We start from the raw sequence: 21,671 nt of genomic DNA, 5'->3' as shown, positions 1-21,671 counted from the left end.
GTCGAGGTAGCCGACAGCCGACCGAGGCTGCGTACTCGGTTCGCTCCGCCTCGGTGGGGAAAGGCCGGAACGAGCATCGGCGGCGTTTCTGTCGGTGCGGTGCCGCACGATGTGTGGGGTGGGTCGATTCCTCGGTCGAAAACGAGTGTCGGCCAGTGTCTTTCGAGAAGGAGAGTTACTGCTGTGAGATTCAGGTGGATGGCGGCCGCGACGGCCGTCATCGCGGGTGTGGGCGCAGCTGTCGCGGGTGCCGCGCAGGCCGCTCCGGGGAATGTGGTGCTGGGTGGCAGCTCCGGCCTCGTCTTCGAGAACAACTCCGCGTGCTCGCTCACCGCGATCGGCTACGACAACGCCAATCGTCTGGTGGGTCTGACCGCGGGCCACTGCGCGCCCGCCGGTGCGCGGCTGGCGTCGGAGACCGCGCTGGACGCTGGCGCGGTGGGTGTGGTGGCCTACTCCGACAACGGGGAGGGGCTGGATTTCGCGGTGCTGCAGTTCGATCCGGCGAAGGTCACGCCGGTCCGCACGGTCGGCGCCACCACCATAAACGGGATCGGCCCGACGCCGGGCCCCGGCACCACGGTGTGCTCCAACGGCCGCACCAGCGGCCCCGGCTGCGGCGTCGTCTGGGGCAACCTGGACGAGACCATCACCCTGAACCAGGCATGCTCGAAGCCCGGCGACTCCGGCGGCCCGGTGACCGTCGGCGACCGCCTGGTCGGCATGAACCAGGGCAGGCTGACCGGTCTGGCGGGCATCGGCTTCGACGTGCCGTGCACCACCGCGGCCAACCCGATCCACTCGCCGGCGTTCTTCGCGCCGATCGACTTGATCCTCGGCGCCGTCAACGCCATCGGCGGCGTCGGCGCCGGATTCCGTCCGATCTGATCCAGTTTCGGACGAACCTTTCACCGTCGCGCGCCCGCGTCGCTTTCGAGACAGCGCGGACCGCGGCGGTGAATTCGTCTGCGGGGTAGCCATTAGATGGCGCTGCTGGTACGGCCACGGTCGATACCGTGGCCTCGCGTCCGATGGAGACCAAATCGAGCCGCAGCGGCTCGTCGGTGTCTGCACTCCGGTCGGAGCAAGGCCGAACCGCGGCCGACATTTCACCGGCGATGCCGACCATCGCCCGCACGCATTACCGCCATCCCGGGTGACCTGTCCAGGACTAGCTCGCGACGGAGTCCCGGTTGCCGAGGGCGACATCCAACTTCGTCAGAAAGCGGGCGAAATGCGGGTCGGATTCCGGCACCGCGAAACGGTCTACGTCCCACCAGCGGCCGCCGCCGAATTCGCGCGGGTCGAGGCGGTAGTCGCGGGTGCGGTCGCCGCGGATCACGTACCAGAGGCTCACGTCCTCGTGACCGCCGCCGATGCCGACGGTGGTGGTCACGGTGAGGAACAGCGGCGCGGGACCGACCACGTCGAACTCGGCTGCGATACCGAGCTCTTCGCAGGCCTCGCGCCGAGCCGCCGCCAGCGGATGCTCGCCCGGATCGAGATGCCCGCCCATCGGCAACCACAGCCCCGCGAGCCGGTGCCGCCCGAGGAACACCGCACGCGCCGCCGGATCCACCAGCGCCGTGTACGCCACCAGATGCCGCGGCGGCACCGCCGGTTTCTCCCTGCGGAACACGTCATCGGTCGACGCGAGCCAGTCCAACGTCGCCGTGATGTGCTCGCGCTCCAGCCCGTCACAGGGCTCGATCCCACGCACGATCTCGGCAACAGCGGCAGTCGCAGCGTTCATGGCCCGCGACTGTAGCCGCGGGCACCGACAAGATCGCGCAGCAGTTTGGGCCGCACCCTCCCGGGTACGCGATGCGGAACACTCGTGACGAGGAGGTACCCATGGACCCGCGAGACCCGGCCGACCCGGACACCGACAAGCTGCACGAACTCGCCGACACCGTCGGCGACAAGGCCGCCGAGGCCAAAGACCGCGCCGAGGATCGCAGCGCGACGGCCGCGCTCGCCGCGACGGATCTGGTGGACCGGGCGAGGACCCGGGTCATCGAGGCGGCCGAGCACGGCGAGGAGGCGCTGCCCGAGCCGGTCGTCGAGCGCGGTCGTCGTCTGGCCGCCGCGATCCGCGAACAACCGCTGCCCTTCGCCGTCGGTGCGCTCGCCGGGTTCCTGGTCCTGTGGCGCATCCTGCGCCGCTCCCGCTGACAACTGCCCGGTCAGCAGAGCCCGGCGAGCTTGTACAACACGAGAGACCCCGCCACCGCCACGTTGAGACTGTGCCCGGTGCCGACCATCGGTATCTCGACCGCCACATCGAGCAACTCCAGTCCCTCGGGCGGAATCCCGTCGAGTTCGTGCCCGAGCACCATGACCGTGCGCTTGCGCGCCGTCGGCAGATCGGCCAGCCGGATGGATTCGTCGGTGAGCTCGACGCCGACCACGGCCGAACCGCCCGCCCGCTGCCGGGCCAGCCAGCGGTCGACGCGGCCGTCCACCCAGTGCACACATTGCCGGTGGCGCAACGTGTTTCCCTGATTCAGCGCGTCCGGCACCCACGGGCGGCGTGGCACGGCCAGGCACGCGCCGACCGCGTCGCAGGTGCGCAGCAGCGTGCCGAGATTGGCGCTGTGCTTGGGCCACAGTGGCGCGGCGATCAGATGATTCCAGCAGCCGTGCGCGCGTCGCCGTCGCTGCTCGCGTAGTTCCGGGCGGCTTCGCAACCGCGCGGCGGTCATCGCTGGACGGGAAGACCCTTCCCAAGGGAGACAAGAAGTTTCATCGTGACGATGCTTCGCGGCGCATCGGGGCCATCGCAGAAGGAAATCGGTACCCGACACGATACCCGCCCCGGCGCACCGGAAGTGCGCCGGGGACGGTGCTCACGGCCGCAGTACCGAGACCAGGAATTCGGTCTGGTCGTAGACCGCCTGCTCGAAGACATCATCGAAGTACACATCGAAATGCCCTACGGGATAACGCTTCACGACCGCGTGCTTGGTGCGCTCGGCCGCCTTCAGCGTCGGCTTGGCGGGCGCGATCGAATCGTTGTCGGCCACCGCGTAGAACACCGGCACCTTCAGCGCCTTGGCGTGCCTGCCGGGGGAGTCGAACAGCGCGGGAAACGCGATGCGCGCGGCCACTTTCGGGTCGTAGGTCTCGCTCTCCTCGGCCAGTCGTCCGTAACCCTCCGGCACGTCCGCCGCGCTCATCAGCGCCGCGGAGCGCTTGCGCCCGGCCAGCCGGATGCGTACCGGCTTGCGCCGCAACGGGCCTATCAGTAAGTCGGCGGCGGCGATGGCGGCGACCTTGGTCGAGCTGATCGGGCCCTTGGCCCACGCCGAAGCCCAGCCGCTGGTGAACGGCACCTGGGCGACCACGGCGGCGAGGTAGTCGTCCTCCGGCGCCACCGTCAGCACGTGCCCGCCGCCGAAGGATGTGCCCCAGAGCGCGATTCGGGTCTTGTCGATGCCGCGCAGCGTGCGCGCGTAGGAGATCGCCGAGCGCCAGTCCTCCCGCTGCCGCGCGATATTCAGCAGCTGGCGCGGTTCACCTTGGCTCGCACCGAAATGTCGGTAGTCGAACACCAGCACCGCCATGCCCGCTGCGGCGAATCGCCTTGCGTACCTGTCCAATCCCATATCCCGCGTGCCCCCCAGACCGTGCCCCATCACCACGAGCGGCCGGGGTTTGGGGACGCCTGCGGGAGGATACAGCCAGGCGGCGCACTGCTGGCCACCTGAGGGAAAACTGACCTCGAGACGTTCCATGACGCCTAACCGTACTGGCGCGAGCGACCGTCCACCGGACGGGGAGTATCCTGGCACGCGCGGACGAGTTGGTCGGGCGGCCGCGGCGATGGGAACGGGCACGCGGTGCCGCCGCCCGTCGCCGAGGAAAGTCCGGACTCCACAGAGCAGGGCGGTTGCTAACGGCAACCCGGGGTGACCCGCGGGACAGTGCCACAGAGAACAGACCGCCCGCGTCCCTTCGGGGACGTGCGGTGAGGGTGAAACGGTGCGGTAAGAGCGCACCAGCGCCCCGGGTGACCGGGGCGGCTCGGTAAACCCCGCCCGGAGCAAGGTCGAAGGTCGCACTCCTCGGAGTGCGGCTGCGCAGGCGTTCGAGGGCTGCTCGCCCGAGCCTGCGGGTGGGCCGCTCGAGGCACCCGGCGACGGTGTGCCCAGATGGATGGTCGCCGCCCGGTGCGAACCGGGAACAGGATCCGGCTTACAGACCAACTCGTCCGCCCCGTGCGGCGCCCGCGATTCGATGATCGCGGGCGCCGAACGCACTCGGAGAACGCGGTGAATCAGACGCCTTGGCGCGCGGCCGCGTAAATGGTCAGCAGAGGTACTTGGCCGTGGTGTAGATGGCCTGCGCTTCTTCCTTGGTCGCGGCGGTCTGACCCGACTTGGTCCGGTCGACGATGTTGTGCACGACGGCGTCCTCGGCCTTGCCGTCCTTGACGTCCTTGCAGGTGGCGGTGAAGATCTCGGCGACCTGCGCGTCGCTGCGGCCGTCGGCCAGTTTCGGGAAGGCGCTGCGGTAGCTCACCACGAACATGCCCGCCTTCGCGCTGTCGGGCACGGCGGCGCTGTTCGGCTGGGCGGCGGGGGAGGCGGCCGAGGACGTGGCGGCCGGCGCGGCGCCGTCCTTGTCGTCGCTGCCGCAACCTGCCACGAGCAGGGCGAAGAGGGTGGTGCTGACCGCGATGGCGGCGGAAGTTCTTCTCACGGTGCGGGATGCTAGTGGTACCTGGCGAAAGTCGCCTTCCGTGAGGTTAACGGAAGGCGACCGGCGCGTGGCGTTCTCTGTGAGGTCAGGTGGGATCGACCATGAAAACCTGCGCCCAGTATGCGGCCTGCTCGGGGCCGAGCAGGGGCATCAGGTAGTCGAAGATGATCGATGACATCAGTGCACAACTCCAAAATGTCGACGTACGGTGGCTCTTCGGAATGGGCGGTGAGATCAGCGCCCGCACCGGTCCCGAAGAGTAGCAGTCCGGCGCGACACGACGAGCCGGGCCGGGCGATTCGTACTGGACTGGCCTAGATCGTGACCGACGTCATACAGTAGTCGCCGTTGGCAAGGCCCGGTGCCGGGCAGCAGCGGGCCGATTCATACTTCGATTGCGGAAGCAGGTCTCAACTCTATGCGGGTAGTTCGTTCACTGGTCGCCGGCGCGCTCATCGCCGGGGCCGCATCGGTTTTCGCCGCCCTTGGCGCCGGGTCCGCCAATGCGGTCGCGCTGACTCCGCTTCCCGGCGGGGTGCAGGTCGACCTCAGTCCCGCCGACACCAAATGGGTGGCCGAGAACAATCTCGGCTTGGCGATCGCCGGTCTTCCGCACCCGTCCGCGGCGTCGTTCGGTGAGGCGCTCGACGCCGCGGCCGATCTGTCGTCGACCTATCCGACGGGTCGGGTGACGTTCACGGTGTTCGGTCCGTTCAACGAGCTGAACGGCACGATGCTGGCACTGCAGTAACGTATTTCCACGTGGAACTGCACCAGCGGATCATCTCGGCGCCGGTCGATTTCGGCGCCATCCGATCCGAATTCGGTTTGGCCTCGGCGTACCCCGCCGAGGCCTCCGAGGAAGCCCGCGACGCGGTGGACGCGTTCGCGGGCGACCGGGTCGATCGGACCGATATCGAACTCGTGACGATCGACCCGCCCGGGGCCATGGATCTGGACCAGGCCCTCCACCTGGAGCGAAACGGCTCCGGTTTCACCCTGCACTACGCGATCGCCGACGTCGGCGCCGTCATCGCCCCGGGCGGTGCGCTCGCCAGGGAGTCGAGCGCCAGGGGTCAGACCTTCTATCTCCCGGACGGCACGGTGCCATTGCACCCGCCCGTGCTCTCCGAGGGCGCGTCGAGCCTGCTTCCCGAGCAGACCAGACCCGCGGCCCTGTGGACCATCGAACTCGACGAGAACGCCGAACCACGGAGCTACTCGGTGGTGCGCGCGACCGTCCGCTCCCGCGCGCGACTCGACTACGCGGGCGTCCAGGCCGACGCCGACGCGGGCGCGCTGCACCCCTCGATCGCGGCCCTGCCGGAATTCGGCACGCGGCGCATCGAGGCCGGACTGTCCCGCGGCGCGATCGGGCTGCGTCTGCCCGCCCAGAGCGTCATCCGCGACGACGCGAACGACGGACATTGGCGGCTCGTCCTGGAGCCGCGCACCGCGGCCGACGACTGGAACGAGCAGGTCTCCCTGCTGACCGGCATGTGCGCGGCGCGCATCATGCTCGACGGCGCCGACGCCGACGGGCAGCGGGTCGGCCTGCTGCGCACCATGCCGCCGCCCGCCGAATCCGCGATCGCCTCGCTGCGCCGCACCGCCGCCGCGCTCGGCGTGACATGGCCCGAGGATCAGCCGGTGGGCCGCATGCTTGCCGGGCTCGACCCCAACACCCCCGCCGCCCTCGTGCTCATGTCGGAGGCCACCGGCCTGTTGCGCGGCGCGGCCTACACCGTGGTCAACGGATCGGGGCCGGAGAGTTCCGCGCACAGCGCGATCGGCGCACCCTACGCGCACGTCACGGCTCCGCTGCGCCGCCTCGCCGACCGGTTCGCCACCGAGATCTGCCTGGCCTACTGCGCGGGCGAGCCGGTGCCGCAATGGGTTCGGGACGGACTTGACCCGACCGTCGACACCATGCGGCGCACCGACGGTGTCGCGGGCAAGGTGGACCGGGCCTGCATCGACCTCACCGAGGCCAGCCTGCTCGCGCAACGCCCCGACGCCGAGTTCGACGCGGTCGTCGTGCGCGAGGCCAACGGCAACCGGCCCGCGGAGGTCTTCATCGCCGACCCGCCGGTGCTCGGCCCGTGCGTCGGAACCCCGCCCGAAGGCGCGGCCGTCCGCGTCCGCCTGACCCGCGCAGATCCGGTCACCCGCAAGATCGGCTTCGCGTTCGTCGACTGAGTCCTCGCGAACCGTTTCCACGCCGCGCAGCGGTTTTGTCCGCTGCACGGGCGTGCGGATGGGCTGCGTCGTCACCAGAGGCTGGTGGAGAGGGCTTCGGCGGCCTGCGGATAGCGGGCGATGGCGTGGTTGGCGGCGGCGGTCTCCGCCGCGATGAGACGGCGGTAGGTGGCGGTGTCCTCACGCGCCGCTTCGGCCTGCGCCGCCCGCTCGATGATCGCCTCGGTGGACTCGATCGCGTCGCGGTGGTCGCCGAGCACGGTCTGCAGACGCTTGGCGCGCGCGCCGAGATCGGCGGCGGAGTCGCCGATGACCTGTTCGGCGGCCTCGCAGGAATACCGTAAACGCTTGGCGCTCTTGCGAATATCGTGCAGCGTCTCGATGCGTTCCGCGCCGGGCACCGTCGGCTCGTGCCGGATGAGCGCTGACAGCCGCTCGTGGTCGCTCAGCAACACCACGCCGAAGAAATCCGTGGCGGGCGCAGCGGCGCGGGCGCGGCGCAGCGGCGGGTCGGTGCGCCACCGGGTCAGGCGCTCGCGCAGCGCGCGGTAGCGGTCGGTGTCGAGCGCGGCGAGCACCTCGGCGTGCGCGGCGTCGTAGCGCGCGCGCTCGGCCGTTACCAGCCGGTCGGTCACCGTCTCGATGTCCGGCGCGTCGCCGTGCTCGGCCAGCAGGTCCGCGAAGCGGTCGGCGCGGACCTCCGCGTCGCGGGCGACGCCGAGCAGCCCGGCCAGCCATTTCAGCTCGGCGCCGATCTCGGCCGCGGGCTTCTTCTGGAACAGATTGCGATACGAGCGCAGCACGCTGCGCAGCCGCCGGGTGGCGACCCGCATCTGATGGACCGAATCCGGTGCGTCCGCGCGCACGTCGGGCTCGGCGGACAGCAGCCGGTCGACGTCGTCGCGCAGTGCGGCGATCAGGGCGTCCCCGGCAGCGACCGCCATGGCTCAGCCCACCTTCGCGAAACCGTCGGTGGCTCGGATCAACCGGTCGACGATGCCGGGCTCGTTGGCCGCGTGGCCCGCGTCGTCGACGATGTGCAGTCGCGAACCGGGCCAGGCGCGATGCAGATCCCAGGCGCTCACCGCAGGGCAGACGATGTCGTGCCGACCCTGCACGATGACGACCGGCAGGTGCGAGATGACGCCGACATCCCGCAGCAGCTGCCCTTCCGCCAGGAACCCTCCGTGCCGGAAGTAGTGGTTCTCGATGCGCGCGAACGCCAGCGCGAACCGCGGCTCCCCGGTCTCGGCGACCCGATCCGGGTGCGGCAGTAGCGAACTGGTGGAACCCTCCCACACCGACCACGCGATCGCGGCCGCCGTGGCGATCTCGGGATCTGGGGAGTGCAGCAGCCGGTGGTACGCCTCGACCAGGTCGCCGTCGCGCTCGGACTCCGGTACCGGCGCCAGGAACTTCTCCCACTCGTCCGGGTAGACGTTGCCCGCCGCGCCGTTGTAATACCAGTCGATTTCCTTGCGCCGCAACAGGAAAATGCCGCGCAACACCAGCTCGGTGACGCGCTCCGGGTGCTTCTGCGCGTACGCCAGCGCCAGCGTGGAGCCCCAGGAGCCGCCGAACACCTGCCAGCGGTCGACGCCGAGATGCTCACGCAGCGCTTCGATGTCGGCGACCAGGTGCCAGGTCGTGTTGTGCGCGAGATCGGCGCCGTCGGCGATGTGTGGGGTGGACCGGCCGCAGCCGCGCTGGTCGAACAGCACGATGCGGTAGGCAGAGGGATCGAAGAACTGCCGGTGGAACGGTGCGGTGCCGCCGCCCGGTCCGCCGTGCAGGAAAACCACCGGCTTGCCATCGGGGTTGCCGCTGACCTCCCAGTACACCGAATGGCCTTCGCCCACGTCCAGCAGGCCCGAATCGTACGGCTCGATCGGGGGGTACAAGGTGCGCATCACAAACCGACGATGATCGAGGCCAGGTCCGGCGTCGCCAGCGCCTCGATGGCCTGCTGGCGCACGTCAGGGCAACTCTTGACGGTGACGGTGTCGACGACGGCCTTGTTGCCGAGCACGTCGATGCCGTTCTGCAGACCCCACGGGTGCACGATCAGGTTGAGGCCGACCCGCCCCAGCGTCGGACCCTGCACCCGGAAGTTGGACAGCTCGGGCCGGATCGCGTCGCACAGCTGCTTGGCGGCGGCGTCGGTGACTTCCTTCGTCGGCTTCTGGGTGCCGGTGCCCTGGGCGGCAGTCGTGGTGGCCGACGCGTTCGCCGACGTGGTCGATCCCGTGCTGCCGGTGGGCTCGGGTTGTCCGGTCGTCCCGCACGCGGCCAGTGTCGCGGCGGCGAACGCTGCGGCCACCAGCGAGGTGCTGCGGGAAATCCAACGGCTGTGCGGCATCGGTACCTCTGAATCGGGTCGGGAATGTCGGCTTCGAGTCTGCCATTGTTTGCCGCCACCGGCCCGTAGCCCGGTTCGCCTACCGAGCGGACCGGCCGGTCGAGCGGCGCGATGCCACTCGACCGGCCGGTCGTCATCCGAGTTCGATCAGAAGCTGTGTTCCTGGCCGGGGAAGACGCCGCGGCGCACCTCGTCGGCGTAGGTCGCTGCCGCCGTGCGCAATTGGTCGCCGACCTCGGCGAACCGCTTGACGAACTTGGCGGTCTTGCCGCTGGTGTAGCCCGCCATGTCCTGCCAGACCAGCACCTGGGCGTCGCAGTCGGCACCCGCGCCGATGCCGACGGTCGGGATGGTCAGCTTGCGGGTGACCTGCCCGGCCAGCTCGGCGGGAACCATCTCCATCACGACCGAGAACGCACCGGCCTCCTGCACGGCGATGGCGTCGGCGATGAGTTGTTCGGCGCCGTCGCCGCGGCCCTGCACCCGGAAACCGCCGAGGGTGTTGACGCTCTGCGGGGTGAAGCCGATGTGCGCCATCACCGGGATACCGGCCGCGGTGATCAGCGCGATCTGCTCGGCCACTCGCTCGCCGCCCTCCAGCTTCACCGCGTGCGCGCCGCCCTCCTTCATGAACCGCGTCGCCGTCGCCAGCGCCTGCTGCGGGGAGGACTCGTAGGTGCCGAACGGCAGGTCGGCCACCACCAGCGCGTGCGGCGCACCGCGCACCACGCCGCGGACCAGCGGGATCAGCTCGTCGACGGTGATCGGCACCGTCGTGTCGTACCCGTACACCACGTTGGCGGCCGAGTCGCCGACCAAGAGGACCGGAATGCCCGCCTCTTCGAACAGGCGGGCCGAGGAGTAGTCGTAGGCGGTGAGCATCGCCCAGCGCTCACCGTCGGCCTTCATCTGCTGAAGGTGGGGGACCCGCGTCTTGCGCCGTGCCTTCTTGGTCTCGGCCTGCGCCGCGCCGTAGGCAGGGGTTTCCGCATCGGATACGGACATCATCGTCCCTTTCGGAGTTGTCGCCTCGAGGCCCTGGCCGGGTCCCCGGGTTGTCTGACGCCTCCAGTCTGCCACCGGTCTCGACCGTCACTTAAGGGTGCTGGGCGGTGCGATTGATCACAGGCGGGGCGGGCCATCCGGACAGCTGTACCTCGGCCCCTCTCGGCATCCGCCGACGACCGTCGTCGCGTAGTGCCGGATCGAAGTTCGGGTAGTCGGACACGCTAGCCCGGTAGCGCGGACCGCCGGACGATCGGGGCGTGGCGGATCGGGAGACGTCACGAGTACCCCCGACGGAAGGCAGTGCAGTGACCGGATACTCCTTGCATATCGGATTGAATCGGGTCGATCCCGCCGAGTACGACGGCTGGGACGGCGCCCTCGCGGGCTGTGTGAACGACGCCAACTCCATGGCCGCGATCGCGGCGGCGGAGGGGTTCGCGACGACGACGAAACTCCTCGACAGCGACGCGACCTCGTACGCGATCATCGGGGAGATCGGCAGGCTGGCCAACGAGGCGCGGCCGGGCGATCTGGTTCTGATCACCTATTCGGGACATGGGAGCCAGGTGTGGGACGTCGACAGCGAAGAGGATGACGACCGAGACGAGACCTGGGTGGCCTACGACCGCCAGATAGTCGACGACGAGCTGTATCGGATGTGGGCGCAATTCGCTCCCGGCGTCCGGATCGTCGTGTGCTCCGACAGTTGTCATAGCGGCACGGTGGTGCGTGAGCTGCTGAGCCGCGGCACTCGCGACGCCATCGTCGAGAGAGCCGCCGCCCTGAGTCGTTCCGGCGAACAAGGCGCCGTGAAGATCGTCCAGGGCGCCGTGAAGGCGATGCCGCGCGAGGTCGAGCTCGAGGACAACAAGCGACGGCGCCAGCTGTACTCGTTCGTGCAGCGCCTGAGCGGGCCGCAGTCTCGAGCGGACATCCAGGCGGGCGTCGTGCTGCTGTCCGGCTGCCAGGATTCGCAGGAGTCCTACGACGGCGCCGTGAACGGGCAGTTCACCGGGGCGCTGCTCGACGTCTGGGCGAACGGATCGTTCGTCGGCGGGTATTCGCTGTTCCACCGCAAGATCGCGAATCTCATGCCGCCCGACCAGACGCCGAATCTGTTGACGCTCAACGCAGGCGCCGATTTCATGGACCAGCGTCCGTTCACGCCGTAGGCCGGACGGGCGGGGCCTCGGCTATCCGACGCCCCGCCCCGGCTCTCGAGGATCGCGCACTCGGTCAGGCGTGCCATTCGGCGGGCAACACGATCGTGCCGACGAAGACATTGCGCTGGGTCAGCTCCCGCGGCAATTGCGGATCGCTTGGGCCGGAGAGATTTTCGGTTTCCCGCAGCCGCAAGCGCAGGCGCCCCGCCGCCGCGACGGGCAGCGGTAACGGCGGAATGGTTCCGTCTTGGGCCCGCAAGACCGCATGCCCCGGCACAGGCCGCCAGGCAGGCAGCTCCGGTTCTACGTTCGGGTCGTCGATGACGATGTCGACTTGTTCCGGCGCCGCCGTGGCCGGGCAGCGCTCGAGGACGACCTCGAGGCGATTGAGCGGGCTGGGCGAAATACCCGTCACCGCGATTTGCAGCTGCGATCCGTTTCGGTCGACGGTCACCCGGCGGTCGGGCAGGAGCGGGACACTTTCGGCGACGACGACAGGGGACAGTTGCAGCCCATCGATACTGTCGCGCTGATACCGCGCCACGGCCAGCCGGACGAACGGGTTGTAGGACTGATGGTTGTCCGGGACAGCGAGCTCCACATCGGCGAACCAGTGGTCTCCGCTCGGATCGACCTGGAACGGCACGACGGTGACTTTTTCGCCCAGCTCGGGCAGGTCCGCGAGGGCAGGCGGCGACGCCGAACGGAAGAACGACGGCGGTGGGAACGGTTCGGTGGCCGGTGTCCCGAATACCGGGTCACGGCCCATGCGGCTGACGACGCCGCGCAGTGCTGGTGCGGGGCCACCGGCGGAGGCGACGACGACAGCGAGCTGTTCGCCCTCACCGGTTTCGTACCACGGTCGGGCCAACTCGACGCGCAGCCGCTGCCCTGACCTCGTCAGTTCGATGCGGTTCGCGCCGACCTGTTCCTGACGCCACCGGAATGCAGGAACCACCCCGAGCACCGTCGGTGCGGTCGGCCGCGCCGTGGACAGGATGTCGACCGGCTCCTGGGCGCGAGCGACCTCGAACTCGGACTCGGGTTCGGCGGCCTTGAAGTACTGGCGGTATCGGCTGATCGCTTTGACCTTGTAGGTGACCTTGCGGTGCTTGGTGTCGCCGAACTCGTGGCGGAACCGCAGCTGCGGTGGCGCGCCTTGCGGGATCGTCTGGCTGTGCACACGAGCGACGGCGACCGGACGGGCGCCAGGACCGGCTTGGGGCCCGGCATCGGCGAATTCGGTCCACTCGGCCGCGATTTCGATGCGGCCCGTGCTGTCGGCGTCCAGCCCGGCAGCCGGACCGGGCAGCGCGAAGCTCGGTTCGAGCAGCGCGGTGGTGTCGTGACGGTTCCGGGTCACGGTGCCCGCCGGGAGATTCCATCGTGGTTCGAGCAGCGGACGCTTGACCGCGTGCACCACGACGACGCGCCGTGGCGGCGTGACCACGGGATTGCGGCCGACTTTCGTGCTGTCGGGCGGGATCGCGGGTTCGCCGCCCGCGCCGCCCGCGAGGAAGTCGCTGATCGCCAGATGGTTCGACCGCTCGCCGTCGAGCGTGGAGGTCAGCTCGATCGTCGCTTGCTTGCCCTTGGCGAGCGTCACTTTCAGTGTGTTGCCCGACCAGACCATCGTGATCGGCTTGGCGCCCAGCTCCTCGTCCAGCCGGATCGTCTTCTGTGCGTGGTCCGGCCAGGACGGCGACCAGGCGCTGATGTCGCTGATCGAGGTGGCGAGGCCGAGCTCGGCCTTCGGAACGAACGCGTGCACGCCGTTCGCCACCGGATCGGGGAGCCCGGCGCCGCTGCCGTCGGACTGCATGGCGCGCCGAGCGAGCTCGAACGATTCCTCGTCCGTCAGGTCGGGGTCGTCGAGCATGCGGTGTTGTTCGATCAGCGGGAAGGGCACCGTCGGCGGGCGCAGGACGCGCGATTCGGTGGCCGGGTAGTCGGGGTCGGCGTCGTGGATCTGCGTCACCGTCATGTTGTGGTCGCTGCGGATCACGAGACGATCGATGGCCGCGCCCACCGCGAAGCTCGCGGTGCCGTGCAGCGTTGGCGGTAGGACGGGGTCGTGGCGCAGGTAACTGACGTTCGCACTCGCGACCGTGGCGTCCTGCAGCTCGTCGTGTGTCAACCCGCCACCGGCCATGTCGGCGATGCGCACCCGGATCTGATAGAGGTCGGCGAACCGAAGGGCGGGCAGGCTCCCCTGCGGCGTCTTGAATTCCCACTCGAAGTCGAACGGCAGGGGCTGGGCGGGGTTGCGGACCGGTCCGGGGCTGTCGCCGGTCAAGTCCGGATGAGAGACGGCCAGACTCCAGCCGTCCCAGCGGAGCACGACCTCGTCGGCGCGCAGCTGTCCGTCGGCGCCTCGCACCGCCGTGAACGGTTTGACATGCCCTTCCTCCTGACCACTGACGATCGGGATGTCGTTGACGCGGTACGCGGCATCGCGTCCGCACACCGAAAGCCACTCCGAACCCTCGCGGCGGATATCCACCCGGTAGCCGAGGACGAGATCGTCGGCCGAGAACACCGCGTCGCCGATCGAGGCGGCGGCGCGTCGACCAGCGGCGCCGCGCCGCTCGCCGAATTCCGTGCTCCGGCCGGGCCGGATCAACGCGATGCCCGACGACCGGAACGGGGGCACGGTGGCCTGTTTCGGCGGGTTCAGCGCGAAATCGTGCGCGGCTTGGCGTAATCCGTCGGCGGCGCCGTCGACGTCGAAGGTCGAGATCGCCCATTGGCCCGGATCGGCCGGGGCGGTGGGGTCGGTGAGCGACACCGAGCTCGACAGGTCGAGCACGCCGGCGCGGATCAAGGAAGCGGAGTCCGGGTCCGGTGCGGGACGGAAGACGGTATCGGTGAGTTCGTACCGCGTCCACGGTGACGTCACGAGGTTGCGCAGGAAGGGCGGGTCGACACAGCGGACCGACAGCAGCCCGCCGCCCGGTTCCAGGTCGGCGACGTCGATGTCCAGTTCGAACACCAAGCCGAGCTCGAGCAGCACGGCGGGATGCTCGCGCAGATTGGCGACCGTGCGGTGGAAGTCGGTGACCACCGGTGGCGGCGGCTCGGCGCCGTCCGACGCGGGCGCCCCGGTGGCGTCCGCCCACGCGGCGACCTCGGACTTGATCGCGGCCTGGGTTTCCTCGCGCGTCTTCACGGCGCCGGTGCGGGTGAGCGTTCGCGCGGTGGTCGCGGCCTTCCTCCCGACCTGAAAGGTCTCCGACATCTCGGGCGCCGGAACCGTCTTCTGCTGCCATTCGTTCGCGAAACCGGCGGCACCGCCGAAGAATTCGGTCCACAGCTCCGATCGCGCCCGGGTTACCAGACGAACGTCGTGCTGCGCGATGCGTTCGCCCGCCGGTGTGCGCAGACGCAGCTGGAACTCGGCTTGGTCGTTGAGGGTCGACGGCCAATCCCCGAGTCCGAGGTCGGTGATGAGGCCCTCCGAGAGCCGCGGAACCACGAGCACGCGCAGCGACGCTCGTTGCCCTCGCCTGCCGTCGGGGACGGCCACCCACAGCAGTTCGCTCATTCTTCTCTCATCTCGTAGACGCGGGCGACGTTGTCGGCGCAGGCCGTGGCGAGCAGGCCGCGATCGATGCCGGATGCCAAGCGGCTCACGGCTTTCGGATGAATGAGCCGTTCGATTTCGCGTCCGGTGCCAGGATCGACGACGGCGACCACCTGATGCTCGGTGGCGATGGCGAGTTGCCCGTTTGCCCCGAACGCGAGGTCGTTGACGATCGCGCGGGCGGTGAGGCGGTGCAGCAATACCGGTTGTGCGCCGTCGATACGCCAGATATGGCAGTCGCTTCCGATCCCGGCGGTGGCGAGCAGCGCGGCATCGGACGACACCGCCGCGGTGGTGACCTTGCCGGGATGTTCGAGCCGGAACCGGCGTTGCCCGGAGACGGCGTCGATGACCAGCGCGCTGCCGTCGTCGCTGGCGGTGACAAGGGTTGTGCCCGCGACCGCGAGGGCGCGGATCTTCCCGTCGTGCTCGAACGGGCTGTGCAGTTCGTCGCCGGTCGAGCCGGAGAGTATGCGGACCTTTCGGTCGAGGCAGGCGGTCGCGAGCCAGGCCGCCGCGGGTCCGACCACGACATGGCTGACGCCCTGGGGATGCTGATGCGACCACAACGCCGTCCGATCGTCGGGGTTGGCGCCCGGCGTCCGGTCGAACAGTCGAGCGGTGCGGTCGGCACTCGCGGTCGCCACCCGGTTGCCGTCGTCGCTGAAGGCCACGGCGTTGACCGGTGCGTTGTGTTTGCCGATCCACCGGTCGCCGGTCAGCGTGTCGAAGTGTCTGCAGCGGCCGTCGCTGCTCGCGGTGACGACGCTGTGCCCGTCCGGACTGACCGCGACGGCGCCGATGGTTCCGGGATGGACGCGCTCGAGCATCTTCTCGCCGGTCGCCGCCCGGAAGACGATGAGGCTGTTGTCCGCCGCCGCCGCGACGATCCCCGCCGCCGCGGCGCTCGTCGCCAGCGCGGAGACAGGCGCTTGACAGTCGCGTCGCGAGCGTGCCGGGAGGCCGAGTTCGTAGACGAGCAGGGAGGTTTCGCCGACGGCGGCGAGGCGGGCGCCATCGGCGCTCAGTGCCAGATCGGTGCACTCCAGACCGGGATCGGACCAGAGGGTCGCACCCGTTCGCGTGTCGACGACGCTGATCCCGGCGCCCGGCAAGTCCGGCGGCGCAGGCGGAACCGAGATGTTGAGCGCCAGTTGCCGGTCGTTCGCGCGGAAGGCGGCGGCGGTGTTGATGGCGGGCTTGGTCTTCGGGAACCGATGCAGAACGCTGCCGTCGGTCACGGAGATCAGGGTCAGATCCTGCCTGCCCAGCTGCAGAATCATGCCGCGACCTGGACTGAAGGAGATCGCGCCGATCCATTGGTCGGCGTTGAAGAGCTCCGGTGCGTCGACGAACGACCGAATGCCGGGGGCGCCGTCGAGGCCGGCTTCGACCTGGAGAACGAGGATATGCGCGTCGGGCGCGCTGGCGAAGAGGACGGCATCGTCGTTGTCGGTGAAGACCGCGGCGGACGCGACGTTCACGTGATCGCCCCCGGTCCACCGCAGTGTGCCCGTCGATGCCTCGGCGACCGAGGGGCATCCCGTGCACATCAGCCGTGAATCGGCGGTGAACCCGGGAACGGCCATCGAAGAGCCCTGTTTGTGCAGCAGGGCGCCGCTGTTCGCGTCGAGCACGAAACTGCGCGGTGGTTCACCGCCCGCGGATTCGCTCACACCGTCGACGCCCAGCAGGGTCGCATCCGGGCTGAACGCGAGGAACCCGGCAGCGGGAGCCTCCCAGAGTTTCTCGCCGTCGGAGACCTGGAACAGCAGGATGCGAAGGTCGCTGTTGTGGCTGAGCGCGCTCACCGCGAGCCGCTGCGCGTCCGGTGTGAATGTCATGTCGAGGCAGTTCAGATCCGCTGTGGTCCAGACGATCTCGCCGGAGTCAGCATCCACGACGCTGAGGCCTCGTCTCTCGTTCCCGCCGAAGAAACGCCACCCGGCGCCGACGGCGAGCCGGCGACCGTCCGGGCTGAAGGTGACTCGTTCAGCCGCGTGCGGCAGGTCGACGCGCAGCGGGATGTGGAAGTACTCGGATTCGTTCATCGCTCATGGCTTTCGGTCGTCGCGGCAGCCAGCGGCGGCTGCTCGCGCCGCTGGCCCGCGAAGGCGGATCGGTATTCGCGCCATCGCGCGAGGGCGGCGTCGGTGTCGCGAGGCATGAGGCGGCGGCCTGGCGCTCCGGCGAGCACCCACTCGCCGCTGTCGAGTTCCACGCTGTCGGACCAGAGCGTCAGATCGATCTCGATCACCAACGTCGCCCGGCCGACCAACGCGTTGCGTTCGGACTGATAACTCAGCGAAAGGCACAGCTCGATCGACACGCTGATCAGACCGAGCACGTCGACACAACCGCCGATGCGCAAGTACCCGGTCAGTGCCACGGCGCCGCTGGACTCCAGCGTGTACCGCACACCGCCCAGCGCGTGCACCTCGCCCGACGCGACGACGAAATCGACGGCCACGAAGGCGCCGAATTCGAGCGACGCCTCGAGGCGCTTCAATCCGTCCCGTCCGAGTTGAATCTCGAGGTAACCACCGCCGCCGAACATCAGCACGCTGAGCTGGAATGGATTGGCGCGGCCGGCGAAACCGAGCGCGATGCCGACCGGGTCACCGTTGAAGGGGATGTCGATGCCCGCGGTGAACGCGATGTTGCGCATGACGAACGCGCCCGCCGCCACCGGCGGCAGCGGCAGCGAGTACCGCACCGCGACGCCGCGCGGTGACACATCGAGCAGTTTGCCCGCCGCGCCGAGGTCGATCACGTCGCGTAACTTGTCCAGCAGCTTCAGCTCGCCGAGGAACTCGGCGGCGACGCCGTCGACCGCGACGTCCGGCGCGCCGCCGTCGCGCTGCGCGAACGTCAGGGCCGCGAAGGTCAGGCGCAGCACACGTTTCGGCCCCGGTGGCAGCTCGAGCGTGAAATCCTTGATACTGCACACGGTCTCGTTGCGCTCGGCGCTCGCTGTGACGGAAAGGTCGAGTCGCGTGCTCGGCCGGGCGACGAAGGGACCCGTCGAGCGCAGCGTCACACCGCGCCACTGCATCCGCACCTCCGGAGGCGCTCCCGACCTCGGGACGGCGGTGATCTCCGGCGGCACCCGCAACTGGGTCAACAGCGACTTCAAGGGGAATCCGAGCAGCGCGGCCTGGTCGGAGGGAAACAGCGCCGCCGGATCGATCAAGCCGGTCGCCGGATGCGGCATGGCCTGTAGGTTGACCGGGCCCAGCGTCCGCGAGATCGCGTTGGCCACGTACTTCGGGGCGACCAGCCCGCCCGACTTGTCGGCGCTCTTGGCGAAGTCGATCTCCCTGATCTGGTTCGGCAACATCTCCAGCAGCACGTCCTCGGCGCCGTTGCGCAGATACTTCTCGGTGAACCGCACCGACGAGAGCTGCGCGTCGCCGCGCAGCACCCGCAGCGCGGGCAGCGCGATCTCCAACTGGGTGAGCGCCGGTCGGTATCCGCCGGTGAGATCGGCCTGCTGCGCGATGCCCGCGATGGTCACGCCGTGCACCTCGTGGACATCGCCGGGTCCGCGAGCGCGTGCGCCGGTCAGGTCGACCGGGGTGGGCGCGAACCGGACCTGCGCGGTTCCGTAGTCGGCGGCAAGGCGTTGGGCGAGGCCGGGATCGGTGAGCGAGGTCGACGTCTGATCGATCTGGATTCGTGCGACGAACAGCAGCGGCATGGCGAAGGTCGCGTCCGCGCCGCCGGTCGCACACCGGATCGGAAACAAGACGGGCTCTCCGGTAGTGCTCGTCGGACGGAAATGAGTCGCTTGCGTCCCGATTCCAGGCAGCGCGGTCATGCGCCACGCCGCGCCGGGAACGGCCGAGTTGGGCGAGGCGATGTCGACGAACGTCGTCTGGGTGATCTCCACGTCGCCGAGCGGGAAACGGCGGCGAATCGCGTCGGCGGCGGGCTCGCGTCGGGTCGGTTCGACGATGGTCAGGATGCCGATGCGCCGGAGCACCGCGGCGCCGCCCGCCGTGGTGTGCGTGTCGAACTCGCGCGTCACCACCTCCAGGTATTCGGCCTGATGGCCGAGCGGGTACATGACCCCTTCGAATCGGGCGCGAACCTTCATGTCGCGGCCGAGTGCCGTCTGCTGCTCCCATTCGAAGCCGGGCCACGCGCCCGCCGCGAACAGCGTCCCGCCGAAGGAACTGAGCTCGAGGCGCGTGGCGGTCGCGGGCCGGTTGTTCGTCTCGAGGGCGAGCCGGGTGCGCGCCGACCGAGGTAGCGCGAGCGTGTTGTTCGGAGCAATCGGACCGAAGGCCGGATCCGCCGTATCGGCAAGCACGGGATCGGCGACCCGCAGTGTGAGCCGCGCATCCGGCGCCGCACCGGTCGGCGACAACGCGGCGTCGACCAACCGGGTGCGCCACAGTCCGCTGACCCCTCCGGCCGAGACGGGCGCGCTCGGATGGCGGCACACCACGGTGCCGGCCTGCGTGTGGACTCCGGGCGCGAGCAGCACTCGCCACGGCAGCTCGATCGCGGTCTCGTCCGCCCCGGGCACGCCGGAAGACACCACGAGCGGAACATTCCCGACAGCATCGAGAATCCCGCTCGCCGTCAAGGCGATCCGTCTTCCCGGTGGGACATCGATCGAGATGCGGCTGGACCCGGACAGTACCGCCCGCCAGCCGGGGACCATCGATCCCGTGCTTCCGGCCGGAAGCGACAGCGGCGCCGCGGAGGCGGGCGGCGAGCACTCCTCGCCGACGTGCTGCGGCGGAAACAGCAGGACCAGGCGCGCCTGGTCGCCTGCCGTCAGCACAGGTGCGCCCGCACCGTCCACGCCGCTGGTCGTGAACCCCGTCCAGCGGACGCCGACCAGTAGATGGTCCGCCGGGCGAATCAGCAGCACCGATCCCATGGCGACGAACTCCCTTCGCCGCGCCTCCGTCGACAGTGGCGCGCGGCCCCGGATTCGATTACGAGCGTTTGCCATTGTTATGACGCGCACAGCCGTTGTTGCGCGTAGTGGACTACTCGAATCGAGGCACCGGGCTGTCCCGCGTACCCCTCCTGGCAGGATCGAAGCATGCGATGGCGGCGTGGGCGTGGTGTGCTGGTGGCGGCGGTGCTTGCCGTGGTTGCGGCGGGGTGCACCGTCGAGCAAGCGGAGCCGAAGGGGCCGATGCCTGCGCCGGAGCAGGGGTTGGAGCGGTTCTACCAGCAGACGCCGCAGTGGGGAGAGTGCGATGGGTTCGGTGATCCGGACGACCGGTTCCCGCCGAACGCGCAGTGCACGAAGATCGCCGTGCCGATCGATTACGCGAAGCCGGACGGTCCGACGGCGCAAATCGCGTTGAGCAGGATTCCCGCGTCGGGGGCGAAGATCGGGTCGCTGCTCATGAATCCCGGCGGGCCGGGCGTCGCGGGGTTGTCGATGTCGGGGATCGCCAATCGCACGCCCCTGTCGGAGCGCTTCGATCGGGTCGGTTTCGATCCGCGTGGTGTCGGCGCGTCGACGCCGTCGATCCTGTGCCTGACGCCGCAGGAGACCGACGCGGAGCGCGCCGAGCGTCCGGAGGAGAACACCCCCGAGGGCATCGCGGCCGCGGAGGCCGAGAACAAGGAGTACGCCGACAAGTGCGTCGAGCGCAGCGGTGACGCGCTGCTCGCGCACGTCGGCACCCGCGAGGTGGTGCGGGACATGGACGTGATCAGGGCGGTGCTCGGCGACCCGAAGCTCAGCTACCTCGGCTACTCGTACGGCACCAAGCTCGGCTCGCTGTACGCGGAGCAGTTCCCGGACCGGGTGCGCGCCCTGGTGCTGGACGGCGCGGTCGACTCGTCGAAGGATCCGGTGCAGGAATCGCTGCACCAGGCGGCGGGCTTCCAGACGGCGTTCGACGCCTACGCCCAGCACTGCACGAAGGAACCGGACTGCCCGCTGGGCACCGATCCGGCCCAGGCCGTCGCGCGTTTCCGCCAGCTGGTGAACCCGCTCTGGGACAAGCCCGCCGAGACCACCGACCCGCGCGGCCTCGGCTACAGCGACGCCATGACCGGCGTCACCCAGACGCTGTACTCCGACGACCTGTGGCAGGTGCTCACCCTCGGCCTGGACGAACTGCGCGACGGTCGCGGCGACACCCTGCTGCAACTGGCCGACATGTACGACGGCCGCCGCGACGACGGCACCTACAACAACACCCAGGACGCCTTCAACGCCATCCGCTGCGTCGACGACCCTCGGGTCACCGATCCCGCGGTTGCGGGCCGGCAGGACACCGAGTACCGCAAGGCCGCGCCGTTCCTGGACGACGGCCGCGGCACCGGTAAGGCCCCGCTGGAACTGTGCGCGAGCTGGCCGGTGCCCAACAGCGGCAACCCGCATCGGATCTCCGTGGCGGGCCTGCCGAAGGTCGTGGTGGTTTCGACGACCGACGACCCAGCCACGCCGTATCAGGCGGGCGTCGACCTGGCCGCCCAGCTGGACGCCGCGTTGATCACCTTCCAGGGCAACCGCCACACCGCCGCGCTGGTGGCGGGCGACGAGTGCCTGGACTCCGCGGTGATCGCCTACCTGGTCGATCTGAAGGTCCCCGAGCCGAGGCTGACCTGCTGACGGTGTGGCGGAAGTGCTCACCGTCACACCGCGGCGACGGTGAACTTCGTTCCAGATAGT

General features: G+C 69.6%; 17 protein-coding genes and 1 other RNA gene. 7 read left to right on the top strand and 11 right to left on the bottom strand.

Annotated elements, in window-relative coordinates; translation table 11 throughout:
* Positions 1–183: 183 nt before the first annotated feature.
* Entirely contained in the window at positions 184–888 is a 705-nt protein-coding gene (locus tag NX1_RS11020) for a chymotrypsin family serine protease (protein WP_245668432.1), read from the top strand.
* 283 nt (positions 889–1,171) lie between these two features.
* Here the strand turns inward: NX1_RS11020 and NX1_RS11015 are convergent, their stop codons facing one another.
* Positions 1,172–1,753, bottom strand: coding sequence for an NUDIX hydrolase (locus NX1_RS11015; protein ID WP_068057314.1), 582 nt, complete (start codon positions 1,751–1,753; stop codon positions 1,172–1,174).
* Between the two features lie 101 nt (positions 1,754–1,854).
* Between NX1_RS11015 and NX1_RS11010 the strand changes: the two genes are divergently transcribed.
* Complete coding sequence (locus NX1_RS11010) at positions 1,855–2,175, top strand: hypothetical protein (RefSeq protein WP_068057312.1); 321 nt, start codon at positions 1,855–1,857, stop codon at positions 2,173–2,175.
* An 11-nt stretch (positions 2,176–2,186) separates the two neighbouring features.
* Here NX1_RS11010 and NX1_RS11005 read toward each other — a convergent pair whose 3' ends face one another.
* Positions 2,187–2,705 carry a TrmH family RNA methyltransferase gene (locus NX1_RS11005; protein ID WP_068057310.1) on the bottom strand — a complete coding sequence of 173 codons (519 nt, stop codon included), beginning with the start codon at positions 2,703–2,705 and terminating at the stop codon, positions 2,187–2,189.
* A 144-nt stretch (positions 2,706–2,849) separates the two neighbouring features.
* Positions 2,850–3,737, bottom strand: coding sequence for an alpha/beta hydrolase (locus NX1_RS11000; protein WP_068057307.1), 888 nt, complete (start codon positions 3,735–3,737; stop codon positions 2,850–2,852).
* 64 nt (positions 3,738–3,801) lie between these two features.
* Here NX1_RS11000 and rnpB point away from each other — a divergent pair.
* An RNA gene (gene rnpB / locus NX1_RS10995) (RNase P RNA component class A) lies at positions 3,802–4,216 on the top strand.
* Between the two features lie 95 nt (positions 4,217–4,311).
* Here the strand turns inward: rnpB and NX1_RS10990 are convergent.
* Positions 4,312–4,704 (bottom strand): hypothetical protein, encoded by a 393-nt coding sequence (locus NX1_RS10990; protein WP_068057305.1) that lies wholly within the window; start codon positions 4,702–4,704, stop codon positions 4,312–4,314.
* Between the two features lie 418 nt (positions 4,705–5,122).
* On the opposite strand from NX1_RS10990, the gene NX1_RS10985 reads away from it, so the two are divergent.
* Positions 5,123–5,455 carry a hypothetical protein gene (locus NX1_RS10985; RefSeq protein ID WP_068057303.1) on the top strand — a complete coding sequence of 111 codons (333 nt, stop codon included), beginning with the start codon at positions 5,123–5,125 and terminating at the stop codon, positions 5,453–5,455.
* A gap of 11 nt (positions 5,456–5,466) precedes the next feature.
* Positions 5,467–6,903, top strand: coding sequence for an RNB domain-containing ribonuclease (locus NX1_RS10980; RefSeq protein ID WP_084501322.1), 1,437 nt, complete (start codon positions 5,467–5,469; stop codon positions 6,901–6,903).
* Between the two features lie 71 nt (positions 6,904–6,974).
* Here NX1_RS10980 and NX1_RS10975 read toward each other — a convergent pair whose 3' ends face one another.
* The 4 genes from NX1_RS10975 to panB form a co-directional block, all read right to left on the bottom strand.
* A complete protein-coding gene (locus NX1_RS10975; protein WP_068057301.1) occupies positions 6,975–7,847 on the bottom strand; it encodes a CHAD domain-containing protein in 873 nt (290 codons plus the stop codon).
* A gap of 3 nt (positions 7,848–7,850) precedes the next feature.
* On the bottom strand, positions 7,851–8,813 hold the full coding sequence (gene pip, locus NX1_RS10970; RefSeq protein ID WP_068057299.1) for a prolyl aminopeptidase: 963 nt from the start codon (positions 8,811–8,813) through the stop codon (positions 7,851–7,853).
* Entirely contained in the window at positions 8,813–9,262 is a 450-nt protein-coding gene (locus NX1_RS10965; protein WP_068057297.1) for a hypothetical protein, read from the bottom strand. Before NX1_RS10965 ends, pip begins: the two co-directional genes overlap by 1 nt.
* Positions 9,263–9,409: 147 nt before the next feature.
* The gene (panB, locus tag NX1_RS10960) at positions 9,410–10,267 is read right to left on the bottom strand and encodes a 3-methyl-2-oxobutanoate hydroxymethyltransferase (RefSeq protein ID WP_068057422.1); all 858 of its coding nucleotides are present in this window, start codon (positions 10,265–10,267) and stop codon (positions 9,410–9,412) included.
* Between the two features lie 308 nt (positions 10,268–10,575).
* On the opposite strand from panB, the gene NX1_RS10955 reads away from it, so the two are divergent.
* Positions 10,576–11,442 carry a caspase family protein gene (locus NX1_RS10955; RefSeq protein WP_068057296.1) on the top strand — a complete coding sequence of 289 codons (867 nt, stop codon included), beginning with the start codon at positions 10,576–10,578 and terminating at the stop codon, positions 11,440–11,442.
* 64 nt (positions 11,443–11,506) lie between these two features.
* On the opposite strand, the gene NX1_RS10950 is transcribed toward NX1_RS10955, so the two are convergent.
* The 3 genes from NX1_RS10950 to NX1_RS10940 are packed head-to-tail and all read right to left on the bottom strand — an operon-like array spanning position 11,507 to position 19,910.
* Positions 11,507–14,977, bottom strand: coding sequence for a hypothetical protein (locus NX1_RS10950; RefSeq protein WP_068057295.1), 3,471 nt, complete (start codon positions 14,975–14,977; stop codon positions 11,507–11,509).
* Positions 14,974–17,067, bottom strand: coding sequence for a WD40 repeat domain-containing protein (locus tag NX1_RS10945; protein ID WP_068057293.1), 2,094 nt, complete (start codon positions 17,065–17,067; stop codon positions 14,974–14,976). The genes NX1_RS10950 and NX1_RS10945 overlap by 4 nt, the downstream gene beginning before the upstream one ends.
* Complete coding sequence (locus NX1_RS10940; RefSeq protein WP_068057291.1) at positions 17,064–19,910, bottom strand: relaxase family protein; 2,847 nt, start codon at positions 19,908–19,910, stop codon at positions 17,064–17,066. Before NX1_RS10940 ends, NX1_RS10945 begins: the two co-directional genes overlap by 4 nt.
* 168 nt (positions 19,911–20,078) lie before the next feature.
* Here NX1_RS10940 and NX1_RS10935 point away from each other — a divergent pair, with 168 nt between their 5' ends.
* The gene (locus NX1_RS10935; protein WP_068057289.1) at positions 20,079–21,611 is read left to right on the top strand and encodes an alpha/beta hydrolase; all 1,533 of its coding nucleotides are present in this window, start codon (positions 20,079–20,081) and stop codon (positions 21,609–21,611) included.
* Positions 21,612–21,671: the final 60 nt, after the last annotated feature.

Origin of the sequence: Nocardia xishanensis NBRC 101358 (genome assembly GCF_001613365.1) — a bacterium.
Classification (GTDB): domain Bacteria; phylum Actinomycetota; class Actinomycetes; order Mycobacteriales; family Mycobacteriaceae; genus Nocardia; species Nocardia xishanensis.
The sequence above is the reverse complement of the archived record's forward strand: the minus strand, read 5'-3'. Positions and strand labels throughout refer to the sequence as shown.